The sequence below is a fragment of the Marinobacter sp. es.048 genome, assembly GCF_900188435.1.
GTDB lineage: Bacteria > Pseudomonadota > Gammaproteobacteria > Pseudomonadales > Oleiphilaceae > Marinobacter.
Window position 1 is genome coordinate 1 of record NZ_FYFA01000002.1, and the last position, 20,518, is coordinate 20,518.

The following is a 20,518-nucleotide window of genomic DNA, read 5'->3' on the forward strand; positions in this document are numbered from 1 at the left end:
TTATCAGCTTTTGAATCACTCTCGGTAATCGTTGGGTCCGCGGAATGCGACGAATCTGAAAACCTGGGGTAGATTCATTGGTGGGTTTCTGGTCCAAGTTTCTGGCGATTATCGTGACGGCGTTGCCGGCTTCGTTGAGTGACTTTGCAAGCTTTTCTACGCGGACGTCCCAAGGTAGTCCTCTTTGTATACGATAAATATCTCCAAACCCAGCTAACTCCCTGTAACAGTGCTCGATATGCAAATGGGCAAATAGTGTACCAGTAACAGTTAGCTGCCAGCACGCGGTTCCCTGTTTGGTCATGGGAGCCATGCGCCGCAATGATAGGCTTTAAACCTCTGTTCCTGGCATCACCGTCTCTCTGCTTGAATTTTGCTTGGCCGCAGGTCAAGACCATTCATTCAATTATGGACAACTAGGTAGAGGTGTTGCTCAGACCTGTTAAGTCCTCCCCATTTAAACTGGGAATTCTGGCACGATAGAGTCGTGGTTCAGAGGTTATGCCATTAGGCGACCTGTAGTGGTTCAATGATTCCGGACACCAATGTAGGTGGTAATATCGCCACCATAAACGAGGTGTCTGATGACCAGAAAGTGACGTTCTTTTTCTCCTGAGTTCAAACAGGAAGCAGCCAGCCTGGTGCTGGATCAAGGTTACACGATTCCCCAGGCGAGCGTGTCCCTGGGAATTGGTGAAAGCGCTATCCGGCGCTGGGTTAACCAACTGACCGAGGAGCGTGACGGTGTCACCCCGAAGGGCAAGGCGTTAACCCCGGAGCAGCGCCGTATTGAGGAGCTGGAAGCCCTCTGCAAGCGCCTTGAACAGGAGAAAGACATACTAAAAAAGGCTACCGCTCTCTTGATGTCGGACGACATGAATCGTACGCCCTGATAGACCAGTTGAGTGAGCAAATGCCTGTTGAAATGGTCTGCAATGCGTTTGATATCAGCCGTTCCAGCTATTACGAGTACCGCCAACGGCGGAAGCACGTGGATGTTGAGCGTCAGGCCCTGAAGGCTCAGGTAAACCGTCTCTTTACCTAGAGCCGAAGCTCTGCCGGCAGTAGAACGATCAAGGGCATGCTCAATGACGACGGCGTTGTCATCGGGCGTTTCAAGGTTCGACGATTGATGAGTGAACTGGGGCTGATCTGTAAGCAGCCGGGTCCTCACGCCTACAAACAGGCGACCGTTGAGCGACCGGATATCCCGAACCATCTGGCTCGTGAGTTTACGGTAGACCGGCCGAATCAGGCGTGGTGTGGTGACATCACCTACGTATGGAGCGGCCAGCGGTGGAGCTATCTGGCTGTCGTTCTAGATTTGTATGCCCGACGCGTCGTTGGTTGGGCGATGTCATCCAGCCCCGATGCGGATTTGGTGGTCAAAGCTCTAGACCACGCCTGGGAACAGCGTGGTCAACCAGAAAAAGTCATGTTCCACTCGGATCAGGGAAGCCAGTATGCCAGTCGAAAGTTCCGTCAGCGGCTCTGGCGCTATCGAATGACACAAAGCATGAGCCGACGCGGTAACTGCTGGGACAACGCACCGATGGAGAGACTGTTCCGGAGTTCTGAAATCCGAATGGATACCGGCCCTTGGGATATCGGAATCTGCCTGAGGCCAAAAAAGATGTGGGTGGCTATCTGATGGACTACTACAACCGGCAACGACCCCACACATTCAACGACGGCATTTCGCCCGTTGCGGCTGAGGAAAACCTTAAAATACTGTCCGGGATTAGTTGACCACTACACAAGGATTTTCGCTTCGCCCCAAACGCAATAAGACAGCCAAGCACTTTCAGCCGCTTCAGCAGGCCAATCTTCCCAACCACCTTTGGGGTGTGATTTCGTTTCATTTGCGCCGTTCTAAGGCCGGTTTCTGCGTCTGCTGACGATCCTTGAGCTGTTTACCCGCAAATGCCTTGGCATCATGGCATATTTTCCGGGTGGCTCGGAGGTCTTCGAGGCCGACAACTGTTCCGAGTTCGCCGGCAAAGTCATGGACTGATTGGCGTATGAGAGTAAAATAAAAACCGACTTCTTACGACTGGGTAAGCCCATCAAGAATGCAAGTGTGGAATCCTTCAATGGGTGACTTCTACAGGAACCCTGAACGACAACAGTTTCTTGTTGTTGGCATACGCCAAGGAAGAAGATCGAAGCGTGGAGGATGTTCTACAACCAAGTCCGCCCCATCCCGCATTGGAGTGGTCCATGCCGTTGGGCAATCTAGAAAATGCGGCTTCTCGGCGCGAACAGCAACAACTGGAGTCGGATTTTCCGGCTCTGGCTGAACCTAATGTGGAGTCAGGGCCAGGCTTGCCAGATGATCAATTCTTAACGGTAACTGTCCTGAGTAATCGGTTTATATTGTGTTAAGTTTTGTGGGATGTTTGTCGTAGTGGGAACTTGGATAAAGTACTGAGTCTAAGGATTGCTATTGTTCGGCAGGCGGCAAACTTTGGAGCATTTCATGACTATGTATGAATCAAGCAAGCATAAGGTGGCTATATTTCTCGTGAGCGGTCTTTTTGCTCTTCCTTTTCATGTTCAAGCGGACCCTGTGGTGTCAGCGGTTGTTCTGCAAGACACAATGAATCGCATTTCAGTATTCGGGAAAGACTTTGGCAGCAAGAAGCAAGCCGCCCCCATACTCGTTGATCGTGTAGACATTGCCTACGAAAATGGACTAAAGAATAGTGTTTATTCTGACGTAGACGGTTCAGAAGCCGTGATTAGATCTACAGATTCGAATGAGAGCCTATGGGAAAAATCAAGCTTGAACGTTCATGTGGATAGTACCCGCGTTAAGCGGCATCCTGCTTCGCGGTCACATTATTTTTTTGAAGGAGAGAACAACTTCCTAGGCTGGCCTAACGCCTACGGGGGCCTTGATACTCCGGCCGACAATCGGCAGCTGTATGTTTCCTGGTGGTACAAGCCAAAGGTCGACCCAGGCTCCTACTGGGCTTTTACGACTGAAACTCTCATCGGAACTTTTCAGGAGTCCGAGACGTTGCTTGTAGAGGGCGGTTATGAGGGTGTTTTTCTCGGTATCGACAGCGATGGTTTAATTAACGCTGGATTTTCGGGAGTGTCAAAACAGAGTCTTGTAGGTGCTCGAATTGAAGGTGAAAAATCTGGCGCAACGGTAACTTTTCCCACAGAGTTCCGGGGCGGCAGCGGCAGCGGCTTTGAGACTCCGGGCTCTCAGAAGTTCCTTAGGATCTGGGAGGACCCATACGGTAAAGACGGTATTCGTTTCTCTTGGACACAGATGCACCAAACCGGTATGGGCGTTGTTAATTGGGACTCCCAACCACTCAAAGGAAACCAGTGGAATCATCTTGAAGTAGAGCTCGACACGGTTACAGGTAGAGTTGCCCTGGCCATTAACGGGAACTTTTTTGGCGGCTTCGACTTTGATCCCGCCCGGGACGCTGAGGGTAAATGGAGCCCGACAGTTGCGGCGTTGGGCTTAAATGGAAAGGTTGGAAAGCTTCAAGAAGGTGAGATTGACGATATATACATAGACAGGTCGCTGCAACGAGTAATCATCGGCGACTCACCAGAGTACAGCAAGCTGACACAGTATGAGGTTCAAAGGCCGATTTCTTGGGAAGACGGTGAGATTGAATTGGCACTGTTCCTTGGGGAGTTTGAGGATCGGGGAACGCTGGGTGGTCTCTATGTATATGTGTTTGATGATCAGGGTAATGTCAATCAGAAGGGGTATGAAATTTGTGAAGATTGTAAGGCTCCCCCATCCTCAACACCTCTCATAGTGGAGTAGTAACAGCCTACGCCTATTGGAATAGTTTTTGTTGAAGATGGCTTAAATAGTCAAAGCTATGATGTGTTGTAAGGGCCAGCGAAAGGGGGCTACACAAATTTACTCATATTCTGGGCGAAGAAATGATGGTCAGTCCGCATCTCTTAATCTAGCCGTTCTGAAACTCGCGGTGAGTTGGTTGCAATGCACAATTTGCAAACGAGGACCTGCTTTCCATTTTCGACTAGGCGAGAGTGCTACTGGCTGGAAGGTGGTAATCTAGAGGCCAGCGATATTTGGCAGCCTCGGGTTTGCTGGACACTGCCCATGGGCGATCTGTTATTTTGGGTTGAGAGTGGGTTTTAGCGCTACGCATTAACAGCAGGATGCATAGTTGATGTCACACCAGGAAGTTCCCCAGCCGATCCTTTTTGTTATAGACCATTTCCGTAATCCCAATGCCGGTACGGAAGGCCAGATGCTTAATCTTATTAAAGGGTTAGACAGAGCTAGGTTTGAGCCCATTCTTTTGGTGTTTCGTGATTCTGAGTATCTCCGGAAATATGGTTTCCCCTGTGACTATCATGTTCTGGGGCACACACGTTTATTCGCTCCTGTAACCTGGGCTGCATTGTGGAAGCTCGCCTGGAAGTTCAGAGCTTCCGAGATTCGCCTCGCCCATGTGTTTTTTAATGATCCCTCCGTCATTTGCCCTCCTATATTCCGGCTGAATGGTATAAAAACCATCATTTCCAGGCGCGACATGGGGTATTGGTACACTCTGGCCTATCGCGTAATGCTCGCTATATCTGGGCGGTTTGTTTCCACTGTTATCACAAACAGTGATGCGGTGAAGCAGGTGACGATAAGGGCGGAACCGTTCGATCTATCACAGGTTCATGTGATTTATAATGGCTATGGTGCGGGCGAGACATTTTGTGAGGTGCCGGCTGACCTTACGGAGCTGCGCACTAAGCATCTGAACGCCGTCTTCGTAGGGTTGGTCGCTAACATACGCCCAGTCAAGCGGATGGAAGATGCCGTTAAGGCGATTGGTCAGCTTCATCAAAGCGGCCACGATGTGCACCTCATATTGATCGGAGACGGGAGCCAGGCAAACCTCCGGTTACTGGCCTCGGAGCAGGGCGTAGCTGAAAGGGTTCATTTTCTCGGTCCAAGAGCGGACGTAAAAGCCTGCCTCAAGGCTCTGGATATTGGCCTGTTATGCTCAGAGTCTGAAGGGTTTTCGAATGCCATTGTTGAGTATATGCAGGCGGGATTACCGGTGGTTTGCAGTAATGTGGGCGGAAACCCGGAGGCGGTCGAGCATGGCGAAACCGGGTATCTGTATCCCTGCGGTGATGTTGCAGCACTGGCGAGCCATCTGCGGAGGTTGAGTGACAGTGGTGAATTACGTCAGCGAATAGGCGACAATGCTTTTAGGTGTGCCAGGGAGCGTTTCAGTATGGAGACTATGGTGGCAAAGCATCAGGAAATATATGACGGGCTTATCGGACCCGAGAGGAGCGGCTAATGGAGCTGTTGTCGAGATCAATCCGTAAGATTGGCCCGATGGGTGGGTACCAATTTGCTCGGCAGATCTGTCGAAATCAGCCCCGTATCCTGATGTACCATCGTTTCTCAGACTCACCGGTAAAAGGCTGGGCAAGCTCTGAGTGTTTCGAGCAGCAGGTCAGGCATATTCGGGAACGCTACAACCCCTATTCCCTGGTCGGGCTGATGAAATATCATCGTGAACATGGCCGTATGCCTCCGCATGCGGTCGTGATTACGGTGGATGATGGCTACCGAGACTTCTATGAGCACGCCTTTCCCATTCTTCAACGCCATGGCGTTCCCGCAACCTTGTTTGCAACAACGGGCTTCATCGACAGACGGCTATGGCTATGGCCGGACAAGATTACCTGGATTCTGGACCAGCTCTCCCATGTCAGCCGGGAATTCACTATTGGTTCCTTCAAAGTGAGCGAAGGTGCCTTAAATGGTGAATCTCGAAGCGAGCTCTGGAAACGGTTGATTGCCCACGCCCTCTCGCTGCCAGACGAAGTGAAACATGAATTCATATCCGGCCTGGCCTGCGCGCTGGGGCTTGTCTTTCCCGATGAAATACCGGAGTCTTTTGCACCATTATGCTGGAATGAGCTGAAGAGAATGCAAGAAGCGCACATTGAGATTGGTGGGCATACGGTAACCCACCCATCTTTGGGGCGGGTCACTGAGGCTCAGGCAAGGGATGAAATATTCGGTTGCCGTGATGCATTGAATCAACATCTCGGGCAGCAGGACCGCACCTTCTGCTACCCCAACGGCCAACCGTCGGATTTTCAGCCTTTCCTGCCGGATCTCGTTCGAGAGGCTGGCTTCCTGGGAGCAGTAACGGCTTTCCCGGATGCCCAAGGTATCAGCGACAGGTATCTGATGCGTCGGCACGCCAGTGGAGATAATATGTTTCAGTTCCATAAGGCTGTTTCGGGCTTTGAGCTCTTGGGGCATCGTGTAAAAGGTGATCGAAAGTTTGAGCTGGAATTTTCACCGACATGAAACAGGAAATGATGGTTTCTGTTCAGGATGAAAAGCGGAGCGCCCTTACAAAACTGGATGCAACGGTCGTAAACCAGTTCAGCTTTGTTCTGTATCTGTATTTTATCCTCGATTTCTTTCTTCGCTTCTCTGTTCGGATTCCTGGCTACGCTGTGATCCGACCAACATTAGCGGCCGTCGTCGCCATCAGTCTTCTACTGTTTTTGCAGCGTGACAAGCTAAAAGGCCGCTTCCAGGATCCGATTTTCAAAGCAATTTTTGTGCTATTCGGTTATCTCGTTATCAGCCTGCCATTGGTGGAATGGCCCGGGAGTGTCGTTCGCACAAACATTGATCCCTTCGTCAAAGCCGTTGCTTTTCTTTTCTTCACTGCCTTGATTATTGACACGGATAAGAGACTGAAATGGTTTATCGGAGTGTTTGTTTTCTGCCAGGTGTTTCGTGTGTTGGAACCGCTGTATCTCCATATTACACAAGGTTACTGGGGGAGCTCCACTCATCTGGGTGGGGGAGAATTTGCGGCTCGACTCGCCGGGGCTCCGGCGGATGTGATCAACCCAAACGAGTTGGGTTTTGTGATCGTTACTGCCATTCCGTTCCTTCACTATCTGCTGTGGCCTTCAGGCCGGAAATCTAAACTGTTGTACCTGGCCATTATGCCAGCGATGTTGTACGCACTGATTCTCACCATGTCCAGGGGAGCGTTTATTGCGCTATTGGTTGTTGCGTTTCTGGTGTTTAAAGAATCAAGGCATAAAATGAAGCTGATTTTTTTGGCTGTGGTTATTGTTGTAGGTGCTTTGAGCGTAATGACACCTATTCAGAAAGATCGGTATTTGTCCCTGGTTGATAGCGATACCGCAGGGCTGCGACTGCGGAAGGGCGTCTTAAAGGAATGGTGGGGGAGTTCAAGCTGGGCCTTACGCGGCCTGTTGTGGGTCATGGTCTTGGAACGACACCTGAAGCCAAAGCTAACAAATTGGGAAGACAGAGAGCCAGCCATAACCTTTATGCTGAGTTGATTATTGAGTTGGGACTGATCGGCTTTGCGATTTTTCTAAATTTTCTTTACCGGATTACCCGTAAGCTTTCCGTCGTTCGGTCGCAATTTGCGGCCTTGAACAGAAGGGACCAATCTTATTACTCGCGGTTGAATAAGTGCCTTATTGCGGTGTTTTGGATGTATGCGGTTTACAGTCTGAACTATTGGGGGTTGTCTCAGTACTACTGGTATCTTTTGGGGGGCTTGGTGATTGCGTTTGGGCGTCTCGTTGGACAGGAATTGCCTTCAACCAGTGATACAAAGTCACAAAACGACCAATCGAAAAAGTCCAGTTCCAGTTATACCTTAGCCGACCGTTTACGAAGATAAGGTCTTGCTGTCTTGTGATACATTGTGGGTTTTAACGAGCCAGAACCCGCTTCAAAATCTCGTGTGTAGCCAAGAAAAAATGGCTTTTAGATGTTAAATTATTTATCGAAATTTTAGACTAACCAACCGATAGCAGGTCGAAAAATGGACGGTTCAGGGAAGACATTAGTTTCCGTGGTTGTGCCGGCATTCAACCGAGTTGAGTATATTAGAGAAACGGTGGAATCGGTGCTTTCGCAGGACTATCCGCGGGTGGAGCTTATCGTCGTTGATGACGGTTCTACAGATGGAACGTACGAGATTCTTCTTGAATATGCGGAGAAGGGAGATCTGAAGCTTTTAACCCATCCAAACCGCGCTAATCGAGGGCAATCAGTCGCATTGAATCGGGCGCTTGAGAATGCGTCCGGTGAACTTATAGCCATACTTGATAGCGATGACATTTTCTTGCCAGGCAAGCTCCGCGCTCAGGTGGATTATCTTCAGGCTCACCCAGAGGTTGGGCTTGTTTATGGTATGGGTGAAGCGGTAGATGAAAAGGGGCGGTGGCTCTATAACATTCATTCGCCGAATCATATTGAGCCGAATGACCCAAATACGGTGTTGCTGGATTGTTATTTTTCTTTGCCGGTGAACGCTTTGGTGCGCCGATCTATCTATGAGCAGGTTGGTGGTTTCGAGGAAGGGTTTCGGGCCGCTCAAGATCATGACATGTTGATCAGGATCGCTGAAAAAACCAGGTTCGCATTTATTCCGGTCAAGGTTTTTCAGTATCGCCGCCATGGTGATTCGATTAGCCATAAAGGCCTGCGGAAACGCTGGGAGAATGGTTTCGAGATTCTTCGCCGTGCTCAGGCTCGCTATTCTTACAATACATCTACCATTCGAAAGCGGCGCGCGTTACTTAATTATCGAATGGCGCAGGTGTGCTGGCGTGAGAACAGGAGTTTTGCTGCGATCGGGCATTTGCTTAGATCAGGAGCGCTCGATCCGGTCCGCGCACTGAAGGTGCTTACCGGTAAGGAAAAGGTTAGGTAAGGAATCGGTCCCTATAACGCTTTGAAGTTACGCGCAGTAATGAACGGAGTTACGGGGCAATGAAGGTTTTGGTGACTGCTTTGAAGCCCGGGAGGCGGCACAGGTACTTTTTTCCGTTGTGTGTACGGTCAGCCAGTCTTTGAGGGCAATAGCTTTACCCCCAGCTCCTGATATCAAGAAAGAAACTGGAGTGCCAGCTGATGTTCCATTGCTCGGTTTTTTTGGGTGCTTCATGAGTCCCAAGAGGACCCAACTCCTGATGGATGCTATGGATGCTATTCAAAGGCGACTGAAAGTAAGTCCTATTGACCCTACCCCAGAATTTAGGTCCATTTAAAACTGGAAAATCCGGCATGATAGAGCCTTGAGCAGGAGATCATGCCATGAAGCGATCCCGTTACACCGAAGAGCAGATTGCCTTCGCCCTGAAGCAAGCCGAGCTGGGTACGCCGGTCCCGGAAGTCTGTCGGAAAATGGGCGTCTCGGATGCCACGTTCTACAACTGGCGCAAGAAGTATGGCGGCCTGGGGCCATCCGAGCTGAAGCGACTCAAGCAGCTGGAGGAGGAGAATCATCGCCTTAAGAAGCTGGTAGCGGACCTAAGCCTGGACAAGGCCATGCTTCAGGACGTGGTGGCAAAAAAGCTCTGAGACCGCCTCGTAAACGCCAACTGGTGGCTGACCTACAAAAGCGATATGGGGTCAGCGAACGCCAAGCGTGCGCGGTCTTGCAGTTTTCCAGGGCGTCTAATCGCTATCAATCGGTGGCGAGGGACTCGTCGGCGCTGTCGATGAGGATCCGTGAGATCACGCTCACGCGGCTTCACTACGGTTACCGGCGTGTGCACGTCCAGCTGCAACGGGAGGGTTGGCGTGATAATCACAAACGGGTTTACCGGTTATATCGGGACCAGGGGTTGTCACTTCGCCTCAAGCGTCCGAAGCGTAACAAGGCCGCCAAGAACCGACAGCCGCTACAGCAGGCCAACCATCCCAATCACATCTGGGGCATGGATTTTGTCTCAGACGCGCTGTTTGATGGTCGACGTCTGCGTCTCCTGACGATCATTGATCTGTTCACCAGGGAGTGCCTCGGCATTGTGGTTGGGCAGAGCCTGAAGGGCCACGATGTTCAGGAAGCCCTGACGGCGATTGCGCGCTTCCGGGGCAACCCGGAGGTGCTAAAGACCGACAACGGTTCGGAGTTTGCCGGCAAGGTCATGGATCGCTGGGCCTATGAGCGAAACATTGAAATCGACTTCTCACGGCCCGGGAAGCCTACCGACAACGCAACGGTAGAATCGTTCAATGGACGACTCCGGCAGGAATGTCTGAATGAAAATTGGTTCTTGTCACTGGCCGACGCCATGGAGAAAATCGAAGCATGGAGGACTTTCTATAACCAAGTCAGACCCCATTCCGCATTGGAGTGGTGCACGCCCTCGGACTACGCCAGAAAACATGCGGTTTCACGAAGAAAACAGAAGCAACTGGAGCCGGATTTTTCCAACTCTGGGTGGACCTAATTCGGGGTCAGGGTCAGGAGCCGGATTTTTCCAACTCTGGGTGGACCTAATTCGGGGTCAGGGTCATATGCCTCATGTAGTCATGTTTGGCTGGCGCGGTTCAGCTTCCTGACTATGTGCTTGACCGCGCAGATAAACGAGGGAAAAGCCTATGAAGACTAACTTTAATTGCCCTGTGTGCGAATCCAAAGGATGGATGTCGCTTGAGGCATATAGCATGAGGGAACGAACGGTTCCTAAGTTTTCACGGTGGCAGAGGATAGCCGAACTCGGAAAAATTGCGGCAAGAATTCTGGTGTTTGCCCGGCCAGCAAAAAAAATCTTGGAGCGAAAGTTCCTATCGAAATACGAACTCGATCGGCAGAAAATTTTCCGCGATATTTGGGGTGGGGGTAATTTATTGACCTCAATTTTATGTGAAAAGTGTGGATTTGTCTGTTATGACCCAAGGCCGACGAGCGAGGATATATCTGCCAAATATGAATCTTTGAAGGCACGCGATCCAAATGTCGGTGGACAGAATCTTGCCGATCCCGTTATGGTCAAAATGGATCGGGATAGGTCTTTTACTGTATATGAAAAGGTAAAATCGCACACAAAGGGTAATTCGGTGCTCGACTATGGTGGCGGAAACGGAAAGATTATGAATTCCTTTATTGAGCATGGTTACGCTTGCTATATAGCTGATTATTCAGACGTGCAACTTCCCAATGTGGAAAAGGTTGCTAACGATATTGAAGGCTTAGAGCATCGATATTCAATTATTATTTTGTCGCATGTCTTGGAGCATGTTGCCGAGCCGGGGGAGCTAATTTCTAGGCTTAAGGATCATTTGGAGGATGACGGAGTGGTTTATGCTGAAATTCCGATTGACATTCTCGGGGGCATACGACTGGAAGGAGACCCAGTTACACACATCAATTTTTTTACGCGAGAAAGCCTTGCGACTTTATTCAATAGGAACGGATATCAGGTTGTAAGCGGAAATACAGAGTACGGGACCTACGGAAGACACCAGTTAGAAGTAGGCTGGCTTCTGGCACAAAAGGGTGATGAAGCGCCCTCCTACAAGCCAACATCTGCTAAAAAACTATTGTGGCCAAGCCGCTGGTACGCACTCAAGAAGTTGCTGGTTGAGGCGAGTAAATCGTAGAACTTGATATCTGAATGCTTTCTTATAATGAATATCCATCATTCGATTCCTGTTTTAAGTGAATTCGAAAAAATGGGAGATACGCGCAGGATAAGTTACTCGTTGCTAAGATTTCGAATGGCCAGGTCTGTTGGCGCGAGAATAAAAAGCTTTTCTGCGCTAGGGCATCTGCTAAGGTCTGAATCGCTTGGCCCGGTTTCGGTGCATTAGGTGCTTACCTGCAAGGCGAAAGTTAGCTAGGATAGCGACCCCTCTGAAACCTTGAAGTTAAGGGAAGTAGTGAAAGGAGTTACGAGCCAGTGAAGATTTTGATGACCGCTTTGCAGCCGGGAGGCGGTATACGCACTTTTTTCCGCTATGTGTACAGTCAGCCTGTCTTTGAGGGCTATAGCTTTACCATTTTAGCGCCAGATCAGGGGGGGTTAGAAGCTTTCTTGTCAACATTTCTCCCGGCAGGCCGTATTGAACTGGTCTCCGCTGATCCCGGTAAAGCCGGTTTTATGAGGCAGGTACGGAAAATGGCGAGGCAACACTCGTATGACCTTGTGCACTCTCATGGCTTCTCGGCCGGCTTGCTTACCCAGCTGGCTTTGACTGGTAACACTACGCCTCACTTGATGACGGGGCATGATATGTTCACCAAACCTTTGTTTCTCGGTTTCAGGGGCCACGTAAAACGCCTGTTGATGGCGCAATTGTTTAATCGAATGGCTGCGGTTCATACCGTCACTGAGGATGCAAAGCGTAATTTTTTAGAGTTCTTCCCAAGTGTTGCCGATGAGAGAGTCCACCCGATTCTTCACGGGGTAGACGCCAAATTTTTCCAGTTCGGAACAGCTTCGGATATCAAGAAAGAAATTGGCTTGTCAACCGACGTGCCACTGATCGGTTTCTTTGGGCGGTTCATGAGCCCCAAGGGCTTCAGAGTGTTGGTCGAGGCCATGGATATTGTTCGAAGACGTCTGAAAGTAAGTCCTATGCCTCATATAGTCACCTTTGGCTGGGGTGGCTTTATTCGTGAAGATTATGCTTATCTTAAAGAATTGGGGCTAGGCGACTATTTCCACCAGATGGCGCAAACCGATAACATGCCCGGTGCGTTGAAAGGGGTAGACCTGATCGCCATGCCTTCTCGCTGGGAGGCTTGCGGACTTCTTGCCATGGAGGCATTGGCGGCAGGGGTGCCAATCGTTGGAAGTGACTCTATCGGACTTCGTGAAGTGCTAGACGGTAGCCCAGCCAGACAGGTGCCTGTCGGTAATGCTGCGGCACTAGCGGAGGCCTTGGTGGCAGAGATTGATGACATCGAGCGTCGACGGGAAGTCTTCCAGGCATACCAGCCAGCCGCCGTAGCGCGTTTTGGCATTGAACGTCCCGCTCGACATCTCGCAGAGCTATACGTCACGGTCGCAGCCAGTGATAAGTGATGTGTTCCGTCTTGCTCCGGACAATACCGGCTTAACTGTCTTGGTGATGATGCTACTCGCCGTGTCAATTCCCTTTATTGTCTTTACGATGATATCTGCCATCGAAAGTCGAATACCCGATGATTGCTGACAAAACCGCTTAACCGAGATTGTTTAATCGATGTTACAACGAGTTTTAATTAATACCGGGTCTAACGTTGCTCAACTTATGGTTAGCATGGTGGCGACGTTCATCATGGCGCCAATTTACCTGAAGATGATGGGGCACCACGACTATGGCTTGCGGGAAATGGTGCTCGCTCTGGTCGGCTATATGGGGATGCTGGACTTGGGCATGCGCCCAACGGTGAGTCGGTTTGCGTCCATGCATAACGCGCAGAATGATCGGGAATCCTTACTAACTGTTTATGGTACCAGTCTCGTATTTATGACGCTGGTTGGTGTAATTCTTGGATTGTTCTTCTGGCTTTGGGCGCTTTCCTTCCCTGACATACTTAACCCGGAAGGCATGGAAGGTAACACAAAGTATACATTGTTTCTGCTGCTGGTAGGCGCACAGTTGGTGTTTCTGTTTCCGGGCTTTGTTTGTGAAAGTTTTCTTGAAGGCCTGCAACGCTATTACTTCAAGAACCTGGTTAATATTTTTTCTATTGTTTTAATTTCAGTTCTGGCCTATCACTACATCACTCCGGAAAACGCTCTGGCACTCCTGGCCTTGTTGGCCGCTGTTGGTACGCTAATTAAGTTAATTATTTTTGCCGCCATACTCATGCGACCAATGGTGGGTGCAATTTATCCAAATTTGCGTCTGTTTTCGCGTGAAAAATTCAGAGAGATGCTGGCTTTTGGTTTTAAATCTTTTATTCAGGGTGCGGCCGGAAAAGTAGAAAAGATGTCTGACCGAATTGTTATCGGTACAATCATGAGTCCGGCAATGATACCTGTTTATACGATACCGGCCACACTCGTAACCTATATGGCAACAATAAGCATGACGTTGAGTCATACGTTTATGCCGCTGTTCAGCGATCTTGATGCAAGGGGCGAGCGCGAAAAAAGTAAAATTGTGTATCTTCTGGCTAGCAAGTTGCTGGTCGCGTTGGTTATACCTATGGGGGTAGGCATTTGTCTCGTAGGAGGGCCCTTCATTGCCATTTGGATGAGCGGGCAGTTTGACCCAGACTTGGTCGACGCAATTCTCATTCTATTGGTTATCTACATGGGTGTTCCAAAGCTCAACCCATTTGCCAGCCGCTATCTGACAGCTATTAACAAACACGTTATTTTTGCGAAGGTGGCACCTCCGGCAGCGCTTGTTAATCTGGGCCTAAGCATCTGGTTGGTTCTGGAGTATGGCGTTATCGGTGCGGCGTTGGGTTCGGTGTTGCCGGTATTTGTGGTAATGCCAATATTCCTCAAGGTTGTTGCTGATAATTTAGGAATCACCATGCTTCAGTACGTGAAGCATGCCATTCTGCCGGCCATTATTCCGGTGATGGTTATGGGCGGTGGCTTGGCCTGGTGGCGGGTAGAGTACGGGTTGGCTGGCTACCTCGATATTGTCGCCGCCGTTGTGGCATCTGGAGTTGTGTATGGCGTATTGTACTGGTTTATTTCCATCGGTAAGGACGAACGTGACGTACTAATGAGGCTGATGCCTGCGCGTTTCAGACAGGGTGTATGAAAAGGGAGTTTTCTGAATGTGCGGTTTCGCAGGATTTTCCGGCCCCGATTTGCCTGGTACCAGAGACCAGTGTGAAACGGTACTGAATAGCATGGGGCATGCTATTTTGCACCGGGGGCCAGATGCGGGCGGTGTCTGGTTTGACGGACAGTTGCGTTTGGGGCTGAGCCACCGACGCCTTTCTATTATCGACCTGTCTGAACTTGGTGCCCAGCCGATGGCATCTGAATCTGGCCGTTACGTGATCTCCTTTAACGGTGAGATCTATAATTTCCGCAGCCTCAGAACGGAACTGGAGAGTGTCGGCGCCCGGTTCCGCGGCCATTCCGATACGGAAGTCATGCTTGCCGCCTTCGAGGCGTGGGGTGTGGAGCGGGCATTGGGTCGCTTTAACGGGATGTTTGCCTTTGCCTTGGCAGACAGACACCAGCGCAAGCTTTATCTCGCCCGGGACCGGATGGGAGAGAAGCCACTGTATTATGGCTGGCAGGGGCGTTCCCTTCTGTTTGGTTCAGAACTCAAGGCCCTTGCGTGCCATCCCTCCTGGAAAGGGGAAGTTAATCGTGGTGCATTGCCGTTGTTGTTGCGTCACAACCTCATTCCAGCGCCCCATTCCATCTATTCCGGTATCTATAAACTGCTCCCCGCGTCATTCATTAGTCTGGACTTGGATCAGCTAGTGCCCGGGGAGCTGCCTGAACCCTCTCGCTATTGGCGCCTCGAAGAGCAGTTTGATAATGGCCGGGACTGGACTTTGGAGGGTGCCTCTTCCCATCTCGAAACGTTGCTTGAGGACGTGGTTGATGATCAGATGGTTTCAGACGTCCCTTTGGGAGCGTTTCTGTCCGGTGGTGTGGATTCCTCTACTATCGTGGCGCTGATGCAAAAACAGGCCAGTCAGCCGGTTAGAACGTTCAGCATTGGTTTCAATGAAGAGGGGTTTAATGAAGCTGTACACGCGGCGGCGGTGGCAAACCACCTGGGCACGGACCATACTGAGCTATATGTTACAGAGCAGAATGCAAGGGATCTGGTACCGCGTTTGCCGCAGATCTACGATGAACCGTTCGCGGATTCTTCTCAGCTGCCCACTTATCTTGTCAGTGAAATGACCCGCAAACACGTGACTGTGGCGCTGTCCGGTGATGGTGGTGATGAATTGTTCTGCGGGTACACTCGTTACCCAAGCATGCTTCGTGGTTGGGAGCGGCGCGGTTCCCTTGGCTCCCGCTTGAAAGAACTCTCCGGTCGGCTGCCGCCTGGCATGACCGCACTGGCCATCCGTGCTCTGGTGCCATCCCAGAAAGGGCGTAGTGCGGAAGCAATTCGGTTCCGTCTCGCGCGAGCCAGAGCTATTACGTCTGCCAGGACCTTGTCTGAGTTTTACCGGCAATCTGTGTCTTTCTGGCCCGATCCTGCCATGGCATTAGTGGAGTCAGGTGAGGGCAGTTATGGGCTGATGGGCACGCTTCCGGCCCAGGTGCCGGACAATGATCTGAAAACCCTGATGTGGCGGGACCTGAACTGGTACCTGCCAGACGATATACTGACCAAGGTGGATCGTGCCGCCATGGCCTGCAGCCTGGAAACTCGTATTCCAATGCTGGACCATCGAGTAGTGTCGTTTGCCATGGGACTGCCTGCATCTCTTAATATGAACGGGAAAGTCGGTAAGCAGGTGCTTCGGTCAGTACTTTTCCGCCATGTGCCGCGGAAACTGATTGATCGGCCGAAACAGGGTTTTGCCGTTCCGGTGGCAGCTTGGCTCAGGGGGGCTTTGCGGGAGTGGGCGGAAGAGTTGCTGGAACCGGCCAGACTGCGTGAACAGGGGTATTGGAAGGCAGACATGGTTCGGCAGGTGTGGCATGAACATCTTTCAGGCCGGGAAGACTATAGTTTTGAGTTGTGGGGTATTTTGATGTTTCAGGCATGGCTCGCGAACATGGGCAGTGCGGACCTTTTGTCATCGAACAGGTCCGCGTGAATGTCTGAATTTCCGTGCGTGATCATTACCGGAGCAGATACCCCTACAGGCCTTATGACCGCGCGCGCGCTGAAAGGCTTGCCGGTCACGGTCAATGGCATTTTTCAGGAGAGAGGCGCACCCTCGATTAAATCGATGCATTGGGATCGATTGGTTTATTTACCAGGAAGCCCGGAAGAACAGCTTGATGCACTGATAAAAAAAGCAGAAGCGGCCGAATTTCCAGGCCGTCCTATATTACTTTTTTCCCAGGATAGCCATGTAATCTCCGCTTGGGCGCGGCTTGAGGAGCTGGATCGATATTTTATTGTGCCGATTCCGCCCCAAAAGGAGGGCGAAATAATGATGGATAAAACACGGTTCCATCAATGGGCGCTTGAGAATGGGGTCGATGTGCCTCGATCTGAAATCGTGGCAAGCCTTGATGGTCTGATTGATTTGGCGGCAGATTTAAGTTTCCCCTGCATACTGAAACCTCTCGTGCGCACCTCAGCCTGGGATAGCGCGCATAAGAATAAGAAGTTTTTCTTGTTGAATTCAGAGAAAGAGTTGCAAGAATTTGTTCGCTCCGCCGACCCATTTCGTCTCTCCAACCGTTTCATTCTTCAGGAATGGGTTCCCGGGGGTGACTCTGAGGTGTTTTTCGTGCTTTTCGCTTTTGATGAAAACGGGGTGATGTTAGCCGAATATGCTGGTCAGAAGCTATGGCAATGGCCGCCATTGGGTGGGTCAACAGCAGTTTGTCGATTGATCGAAGCACCTCAGTTGATTTCGCATGCAAGATCAATTGCAATCAGGTTGAAAATGACGGGCCTCGGCTCTATCGAGTTCAAGCGGGATCCAAGAACCGGAAAGTTTCTGGTTACTGAGCCAACAGTGGGTCGAAACGACTATCAGTCAGGGGTGGCTTTGAATTATGAAAATAATCCTACCGCAGCTCTGGTAAAAACATACCTGGGACTCGACGGAGGGAGCGGATTTGCCAAAAAGACCAAAGCTAATTGCGTTTGGGTGGATGAGTTGTCAGCCTACCGGTACGCCAAGTCGATAGGGCCGCTCAAGGCTAGTGTTCGGTTAATCAGAGCGCTTGGTTTTATTCGCCATTTTCAGTTTTTGTATTTTGATCGGCGGGACACAAAACCGTTTCGAGCGCATCTAAAAAAAGCGCTTTCAAAGAAGCATCCAGTATGAGAGCGGTTAGAAGCTTTTTGCGGCGGGCATTTCGTTTTGATCTGGATGCCTACTTCCTGTTTTCTGATTCACTGGAAAGCGGGCTGTTGGCGGAATATGCGAACGTTTACCCCAAAAATTTGACAGTTGAATATTATATCGTTGAAAAGCCCTCAGAAGATGCATTGTTAATCAAGCTCTGCAAAGAGGGGGGGTATTTGGGATCAACAGACCAGCTGGTAAGGAAAAACCTGGCACTTACTTCCGGCCGGGTAGACAGGTGTATCGTTGCGAAGCATGAAAACCAGTATGTGGCAATGAGCTGGGTAGCTTTGGGTCAGCGTGTTGAATGGCCACCATTTGCGCAAGTTCCCCTCACTCAAAAGAGCGCGGGCCTCCTGCACCTCAGCTACGTAAAACCGGAATATCGTGGACATTGTTTGCAAAGATTTCTCGATTTGCAGCGTAAAAAGCTGCTGGCGGAGCATGGGTTTGAACAGTCGGTGAGTTTTGTCGGGGTCAATAACCTTAGTTCGGTGAGAAACTCTATGGCATGCAATGAGAGTTTCAAATTGATATATCACCTCTCCTTTGAAGTTCCAGGTTTGAAGAAAATCAATTTCTTTCCGAAATGGAATCAGGAGAACTGGAAATCGTGCAGGGCGCATGCAAATAGATGGATTCCGTGACCACAAAAGCAAATAAACTGTAAGCGGGTGAAGAGCAATGCTAAAGGACGAGCCACTGATCAGTATTATTACGCCGACCTATAACCGTGCGGACTTTGTCGCGCAGGCTGTGCAAAGCGTTCTAGATCAGACCTATCAAAACTTCGAGCATCTCATTGTGGACGATGGCTCTACCGACAATACCCGGGAAGTACTGGACCCGTTTCTTGCTGATCCACGCTTGCGATACTTTTACCAAGAAAATCAAGGCCAGAGCGTGGCGCGAAACCTCGCGCTTGAGCACGCCCGCGGCGAGTTCATATGTTTTCTTGATTCGGATAATGTGTGGCTGCCAATTAATCTCGAATCACAGCTAGAAGCATTTCAAGAGACACCAGACGTTGATATTGTCTATGGGGACGGCATAACTATCGACAAACAGGGCAACGAACTCGGCCGGAAAAATATAAAGAGACACTCGGGGTGTATCGCCTTCCAGATGCTTAAAGATAATTGCGTTGGTATGAATATGACGATGGCTCGACGTAAATGCTTTGAGGAAATGGGGGGCATGAGCGGAAAGCGTAGAGTGGCGGATGACTATGACCTTTGGCTGAAGTTTTCATCCCGTTATCGTTTCCGATATGTACCCCGTTATCTGGCCTATTATCGGGTGATGGATGATCAGATTTCCTCAGACAAGGAGGCCCGTTTCGAAACTAACGAGTCAATCATTCGGGATTTTCGAGAGAATTACCCCAAGGTTTTAACTGAAGCGCAATTTGATGAAGCGTTCGCGTTTTTTTACTCACGCAAGGCGCGCTACCTGGCACGGTCGGGGCATAAGTGGCTTGCCATTCGAAACGTTGCGACGGCTTTAAAATATCGGCCTTTTGTGATGGTGCCATGGCGCAGCCTCGCTGCAATTTTGCTCAAGGGCGGGCGGTAAAATGCGCTCCAACACAGACACTTTTATGGGTGAGCCCCATATTTTTGTGGAGCGCCTTACCGCTGATGATTTCAGCAAGCTCGCAGGGGAATGGCAGGAAGTGTTGGAAAGTAGCGAGGCTGACCCGCTTTTTATGAGTTGGCCGTGGCTTTTTTCCTGGTGGGAAATCTGGGGCAAAGATCTGGGGTTGGAATTGGCGCTCTTTGGGGCTTACGACGCCAATTCACGTCTTGTTGGTCTCGCGCCGTTTTATTTACATGATTTTTCATCTCCTTTTGGGCTGCGAATTCGACGCGCTCACTTTTTGGGCAATGCCTGGCATATTAGCCCGACTGTTCGCACAGAGTATTCAAGCCTCATAATCAAGAAAGGAATGGAGGCGGTTGTCACAAATGCTCTTTTGTCAGAAGTAACCCGGCTCGACTGGCATGAAATGGTCGTATGTGACCAGTTGTTGCCTGAGCTTTCCCGCTGGAAAAGGGGATTATTACTTGGAGGTAGAAAAATTGCTCTGGTACCTCGGGCGAGGGATATCGGGGTACGCGTACCGACAGAAGGGTCATTCCGCGAGTGGCTCCGTAAGCTCGGAGCTAACACACGCCTTAAACTTTATAATCGACGAGAGTACATCAAACAGAAGAGGGGAGATCTCGTTTTAACTCGTGTCACAGAGAAGCAGATGGCGGGCTTTTTCGAGCATTTAAATGAGTTCCATCGGCATAGATGGGGAAAGAGCTGTTTCGATGACAAAGCTGTCGCGTTTCACAAAAAGGTCATTGCTCGACTTCAACATCACCAATTGGGATTGACAGCTTTGGAGTTTAACGGGGAAACCGTATCGGTCCTTTATGATATTTTGGCTGGCTCCAGTAGGTACAACTTGCAAGCGGGATTTCAGGAGGGTTTTGATCGGAAGGTGGCCTTGGGAACTCTACATCTCGGATATGCTATTGAGGAATGTTTTAGTGCCGAGAGCGTCCGTTCCTATGATCTACTTGCCGGTTATGGCAAAAACAGCTTTTATAAAAGCCGCTTCCAGGGAGAAACGGTTCAGTTTGTAACCGTTCAGTTTGCGCGTCACCCGCTCATGCGAGGAATTTATCGGGCGCAGGCTTTTCTCCCGGGGGGGGTTCGCAGATCACTAAACCGACTTGCCCGGTTATGAAGTCGGATCCGCCGACGGCATTAAAGTTCGGGCTTTAAGGTAA

Annotated in this window: 15 protein-coding genes and 1 pseudogene; 15 read left to right on the forward strand and 1 reads right to left on the reverse strand. The window is 50.3% G+C overall.

From position 1 onward, the window contains the following. The coding region (locus CFT65_RS19120; RefSeq protein WP_216360433.1) for a hypothetical protein at positions 1-304 on the reverse strand (304 nt) is incomplete at its 3' end. A gap of 334 nt (positions 305-638) precedes the next feature. On the opposite strand from CFT65_RS19120, the pseudogene CFT65_RS11085 reads away from it, so the two are divergent. The 15 genes and pseudogenes from CFT65_RS11085 to CFT65_RS11155 all read left to right on the forward strand — a co-directional run bounded on the left by CFT65_RS11085 (position 639) and on the right by CFT65_RS11155 (position 20,475). After that, positions 639-1,749: pseudogene (locus CFT65_RS11085) on the forward strand (IS3 family transposase). 730 nt (positions 1,750-2,479) lie between these two features. Next, the gene (locus CFT65_RS11090) at positions 2,480-3,799 is read left to right on the forward strand and encodes a hypothetical protein (protein ID WP_141103814.1); all 1,320 of its coding nucleotides are present in this window, start codon (positions 2,480-2,482) and stop codon (positions 3,797-3,799) included. A gap of 376 nt (positions 3,800-4,175) precedes the next feature. Beyond that, on the forward strand, positions 4,176-5,312 hold the full coding sequence (locus CFT65_RS11095) for a glycosyltransferase (protein ID WP_088828097.1): 1,137 nt from the start codon (positions 4,176-4,178) through the stop codon (positions 5,310-5,312). Beyond that, entirely contained in the window at positions 5,312-6,340 is a 1,029-nt protein-coding gene (locus CFT65_RS11100) for a polysaccharide deacetylase family protein (RefSeq protein ID WP_088828098.1), read from the forward strand. Before CFT65_RS11095 ends, CFT65_RS11100 begins: the two co-directional genes overlap by 1 nt. Then, positions 6,337-7,362 carry an O-antigen ligase family protein gene (locus CFT65_RS11105; RefSeq protein WP_088828227.1) on the forward strand — a complete coding sequence of 342 codons (1,026 nt, stop codon included), beginning with the start codon at positions 6,337-6,339 and terminating at the stop codon, positions 7,360-7,362. Before CFT65_RS11100 ends, CFT65_RS11105 begins: the two co-directional genes overlap by 4 nt. A gap of 494 nt (positions 7,363-7,856) precedes the next feature. After that, positions 7,857-8,750 (forward strand): glycosyltransferase, encoded by an 894-nt coding sequence (locus tag CFT65_RS11110; RefSeq protein WP_088828099.1) that lies wholly within the window; start codon positions 7,857-7,859, stop codon positions 8,748-8,750. A gap of 383 nt (positions 8,751-9,133) precedes the next feature. Then, positions 9,134-10,275 (forward strand): IS3 family transposase gene (locus CFT65_RS11115; RefSeq protein ID WP_088828050.1). Its coding sequence is split into 2 segments (ribosomal slippage): positions 9,134-9,386 and positions 9,386-10,275, totalling 1,143 coding nucleotides; the frame shifts between segments, so codons are not numbered across the junction. Positions 10,276-10,426: 151 nt separating this feature from the next. Continuing rightward, on the forward strand, positions 10,427-11,428 hold the full coding sequence (locus CFT65_RS11120) for a class I SAM-dependent methyltransferase (protein WP_088828228.1): 1,002 nt from the start codon (positions 10,427-10,429) through the stop codon (positions 11,426-11,428). Between the two features lie 299 nt (positions 11,429-11,727). Then, positions 11,728-12,855 carry a glycosyltransferase family 4 protein gene (locus tag CFT65_RS11125; RefSeq protein ID WP_088828102.1) on the forward strand — a complete coding sequence of 376 codons (1,128 nt, stop codon included), beginning with the start codon at positions 11,728-11,730 and terminating at the stop codon, positions 12,853-12,855. A 160-nt stretch (positions 12,856-13,015) separates the two neighbouring features. Then, on the forward strand, positions 13,016-14,539 hold the full coding sequence (locus tag CFT65_RS11130; RefSeq protein WP_088828229.1) for an oligosaccharide flippase family protein: 1,524 nt from the start codon (positions 13,016-13,018) through the stop codon (positions 14,537-14,539). Between the two features lie 16 nt (positions 14,540-14,555). Then, positions 14,556-16,523 (forward strand): asparagine synthase (glutamine-hydrolyzing), encoded by a 1,968-nt coding sequence (gene asnB / locus CFT65_RS11135; RefSeq protein WP_088828230.1) that lies wholly within the window; start codon positions 14,556-14,558, stop codon positions 16,521-16,523. After that, complete coding sequence (locus tag CFT65_RS11140) at positions 16,524-17,714, forward strand: hypothetical protein (protein WP_088828231.1); 1,191 nt, start codon at positions 16,524-16,526, stop codon at positions 17,712-17,714. It abuts the gene before it with no gap. After that, on the forward strand, positions 17,711-18,382 hold the full coding sequence (locus CFT65_RS11145; protein WP_088828232.1) for a hypothetical protein: 672 nt from the start codon (positions 17,711-17,713) through the stop codon (positions 18,380-18,382). The genes CFT65_RS11140 and CFT65_RS11145 overlap by 4 nt, the downstream gene beginning before the upstream one ends. Positions 18,383-18,419: 37 nt before the next feature. Next, complete coding sequence (locus tag CFT65_RS11150; protein WP_088828233.1) at positions 18,420-19,310, forward strand: glycosyltransferase; 891 nt, start codon at positions 18,420-18,422, stop codon at positions 19,308-19,310. Positions 19,311-19,335: 25 nt separating this feature from the next. Next, positions 19,336-20,475 carry a GNAT family N-acetyltransferase gene (locus CFT65_RS11155; RefSeq protein WP_172408486.1) on the forward strand — a complete coding sequence of 380 codons (1,140 nt, stop codon included), beginning with the start codon at positions 19,336-19,338 and terminating at the stop codon, positions 20,473-20,475. Positions 20,476-20,518: the final 43 nt, after the last annotated feature.

What these genes read in the sequence shown, in the direction of transcription:
- CFT65_RS11150 (WP_088828233.1), top strand. Translation starts at nt 18,420, where the DNA reads ATGCTAAAGGACGAGCCACTGATCAGTATTATTACGCCGACCTATAAC.
- CFT65_RS11140 (WP_088828231.1), top strand. Translation starts at nt 16,524, where the DNA reads ATGTCTGAATTTCCGTGCGTGATCATTACCGGAGCAGATACCCCTACA.
- CFT65_RS11105 (WP_088828227.1), top strand. Translation starts at nt 6,337, where the DNA reads ATGAAACAGGAAATGATGGTTTCTGTTCAGGATGAAAAGCGGAGCGCC.
- CFT65_RS11110 (WP_088828099.1), top strand. Translation starts at nt 7,857, where the DNA reads ATGGACGGTTCAGGGAAGACATTAGTTTCCGTGGTTGTGCCGGCATTC.
- asnB (WP_088828230.1), top strand. Translation starts at nt 14,556, where the DNA reads ATGTGCGGTTTCGCAGGATTTTCCGGCCCCGATTTGCCTGGTACCAGA.
- CFT65_RS11090 (WP_141103814.1), top strand. Translation starts at nt 2,480, where the DNA reads ATGACTATGTATGAATCAAGCAAGCATAAGGTGGCTATATTTCTCGTG.
- CFT65_RS11095 (WP_088828097.1), top strand. Translation starts at nt 4,176, where the DNA reads ATGTCACACCAGGAAGTTCCCCAGCCGATCCTTTTTGTTATAGACCAT.
- CFT65_RS11145 (WP_088828232.1), top strand. Translation starts at nt 17,711, where the DNA reads ATGAGAGCGGTTAGAAGCTTTTTGCGGCGGGCATTTCGTTTTGATCTG.
- CFT65_RS11155 (WP_172408486.1), top strand. Translation starts at nt 19,336, where the DNA reads ATGGGTGAGCCCCATATTTTTGTGGAGCGCCTTACCGCTGATGATTTC.
- CFT65_RS11100 (WP_088828098.1), top strand. Translation starts at nt 5,312, where the DNA reads ATGGAGCTGTTGTCGAGATCAATCCGTAAGATTGGCCCGATGGGTGGG.
- CFT65_RS11120 (WP_088828228.1), top strand. Translation starts at nt 10,427, where the DNA reads ATGAAGACTAACTTTAATTGCCCTGTGTGCGAATCCAAAGGATGGATG.
- CFT65_RS11130 (WP_088828229.1), top strand. Translation starts at nt 13,016, where the DNA reads ATGTTACAACGAGTTTTAATTAATACCGGGTCTAACGTTGCTCAACTT.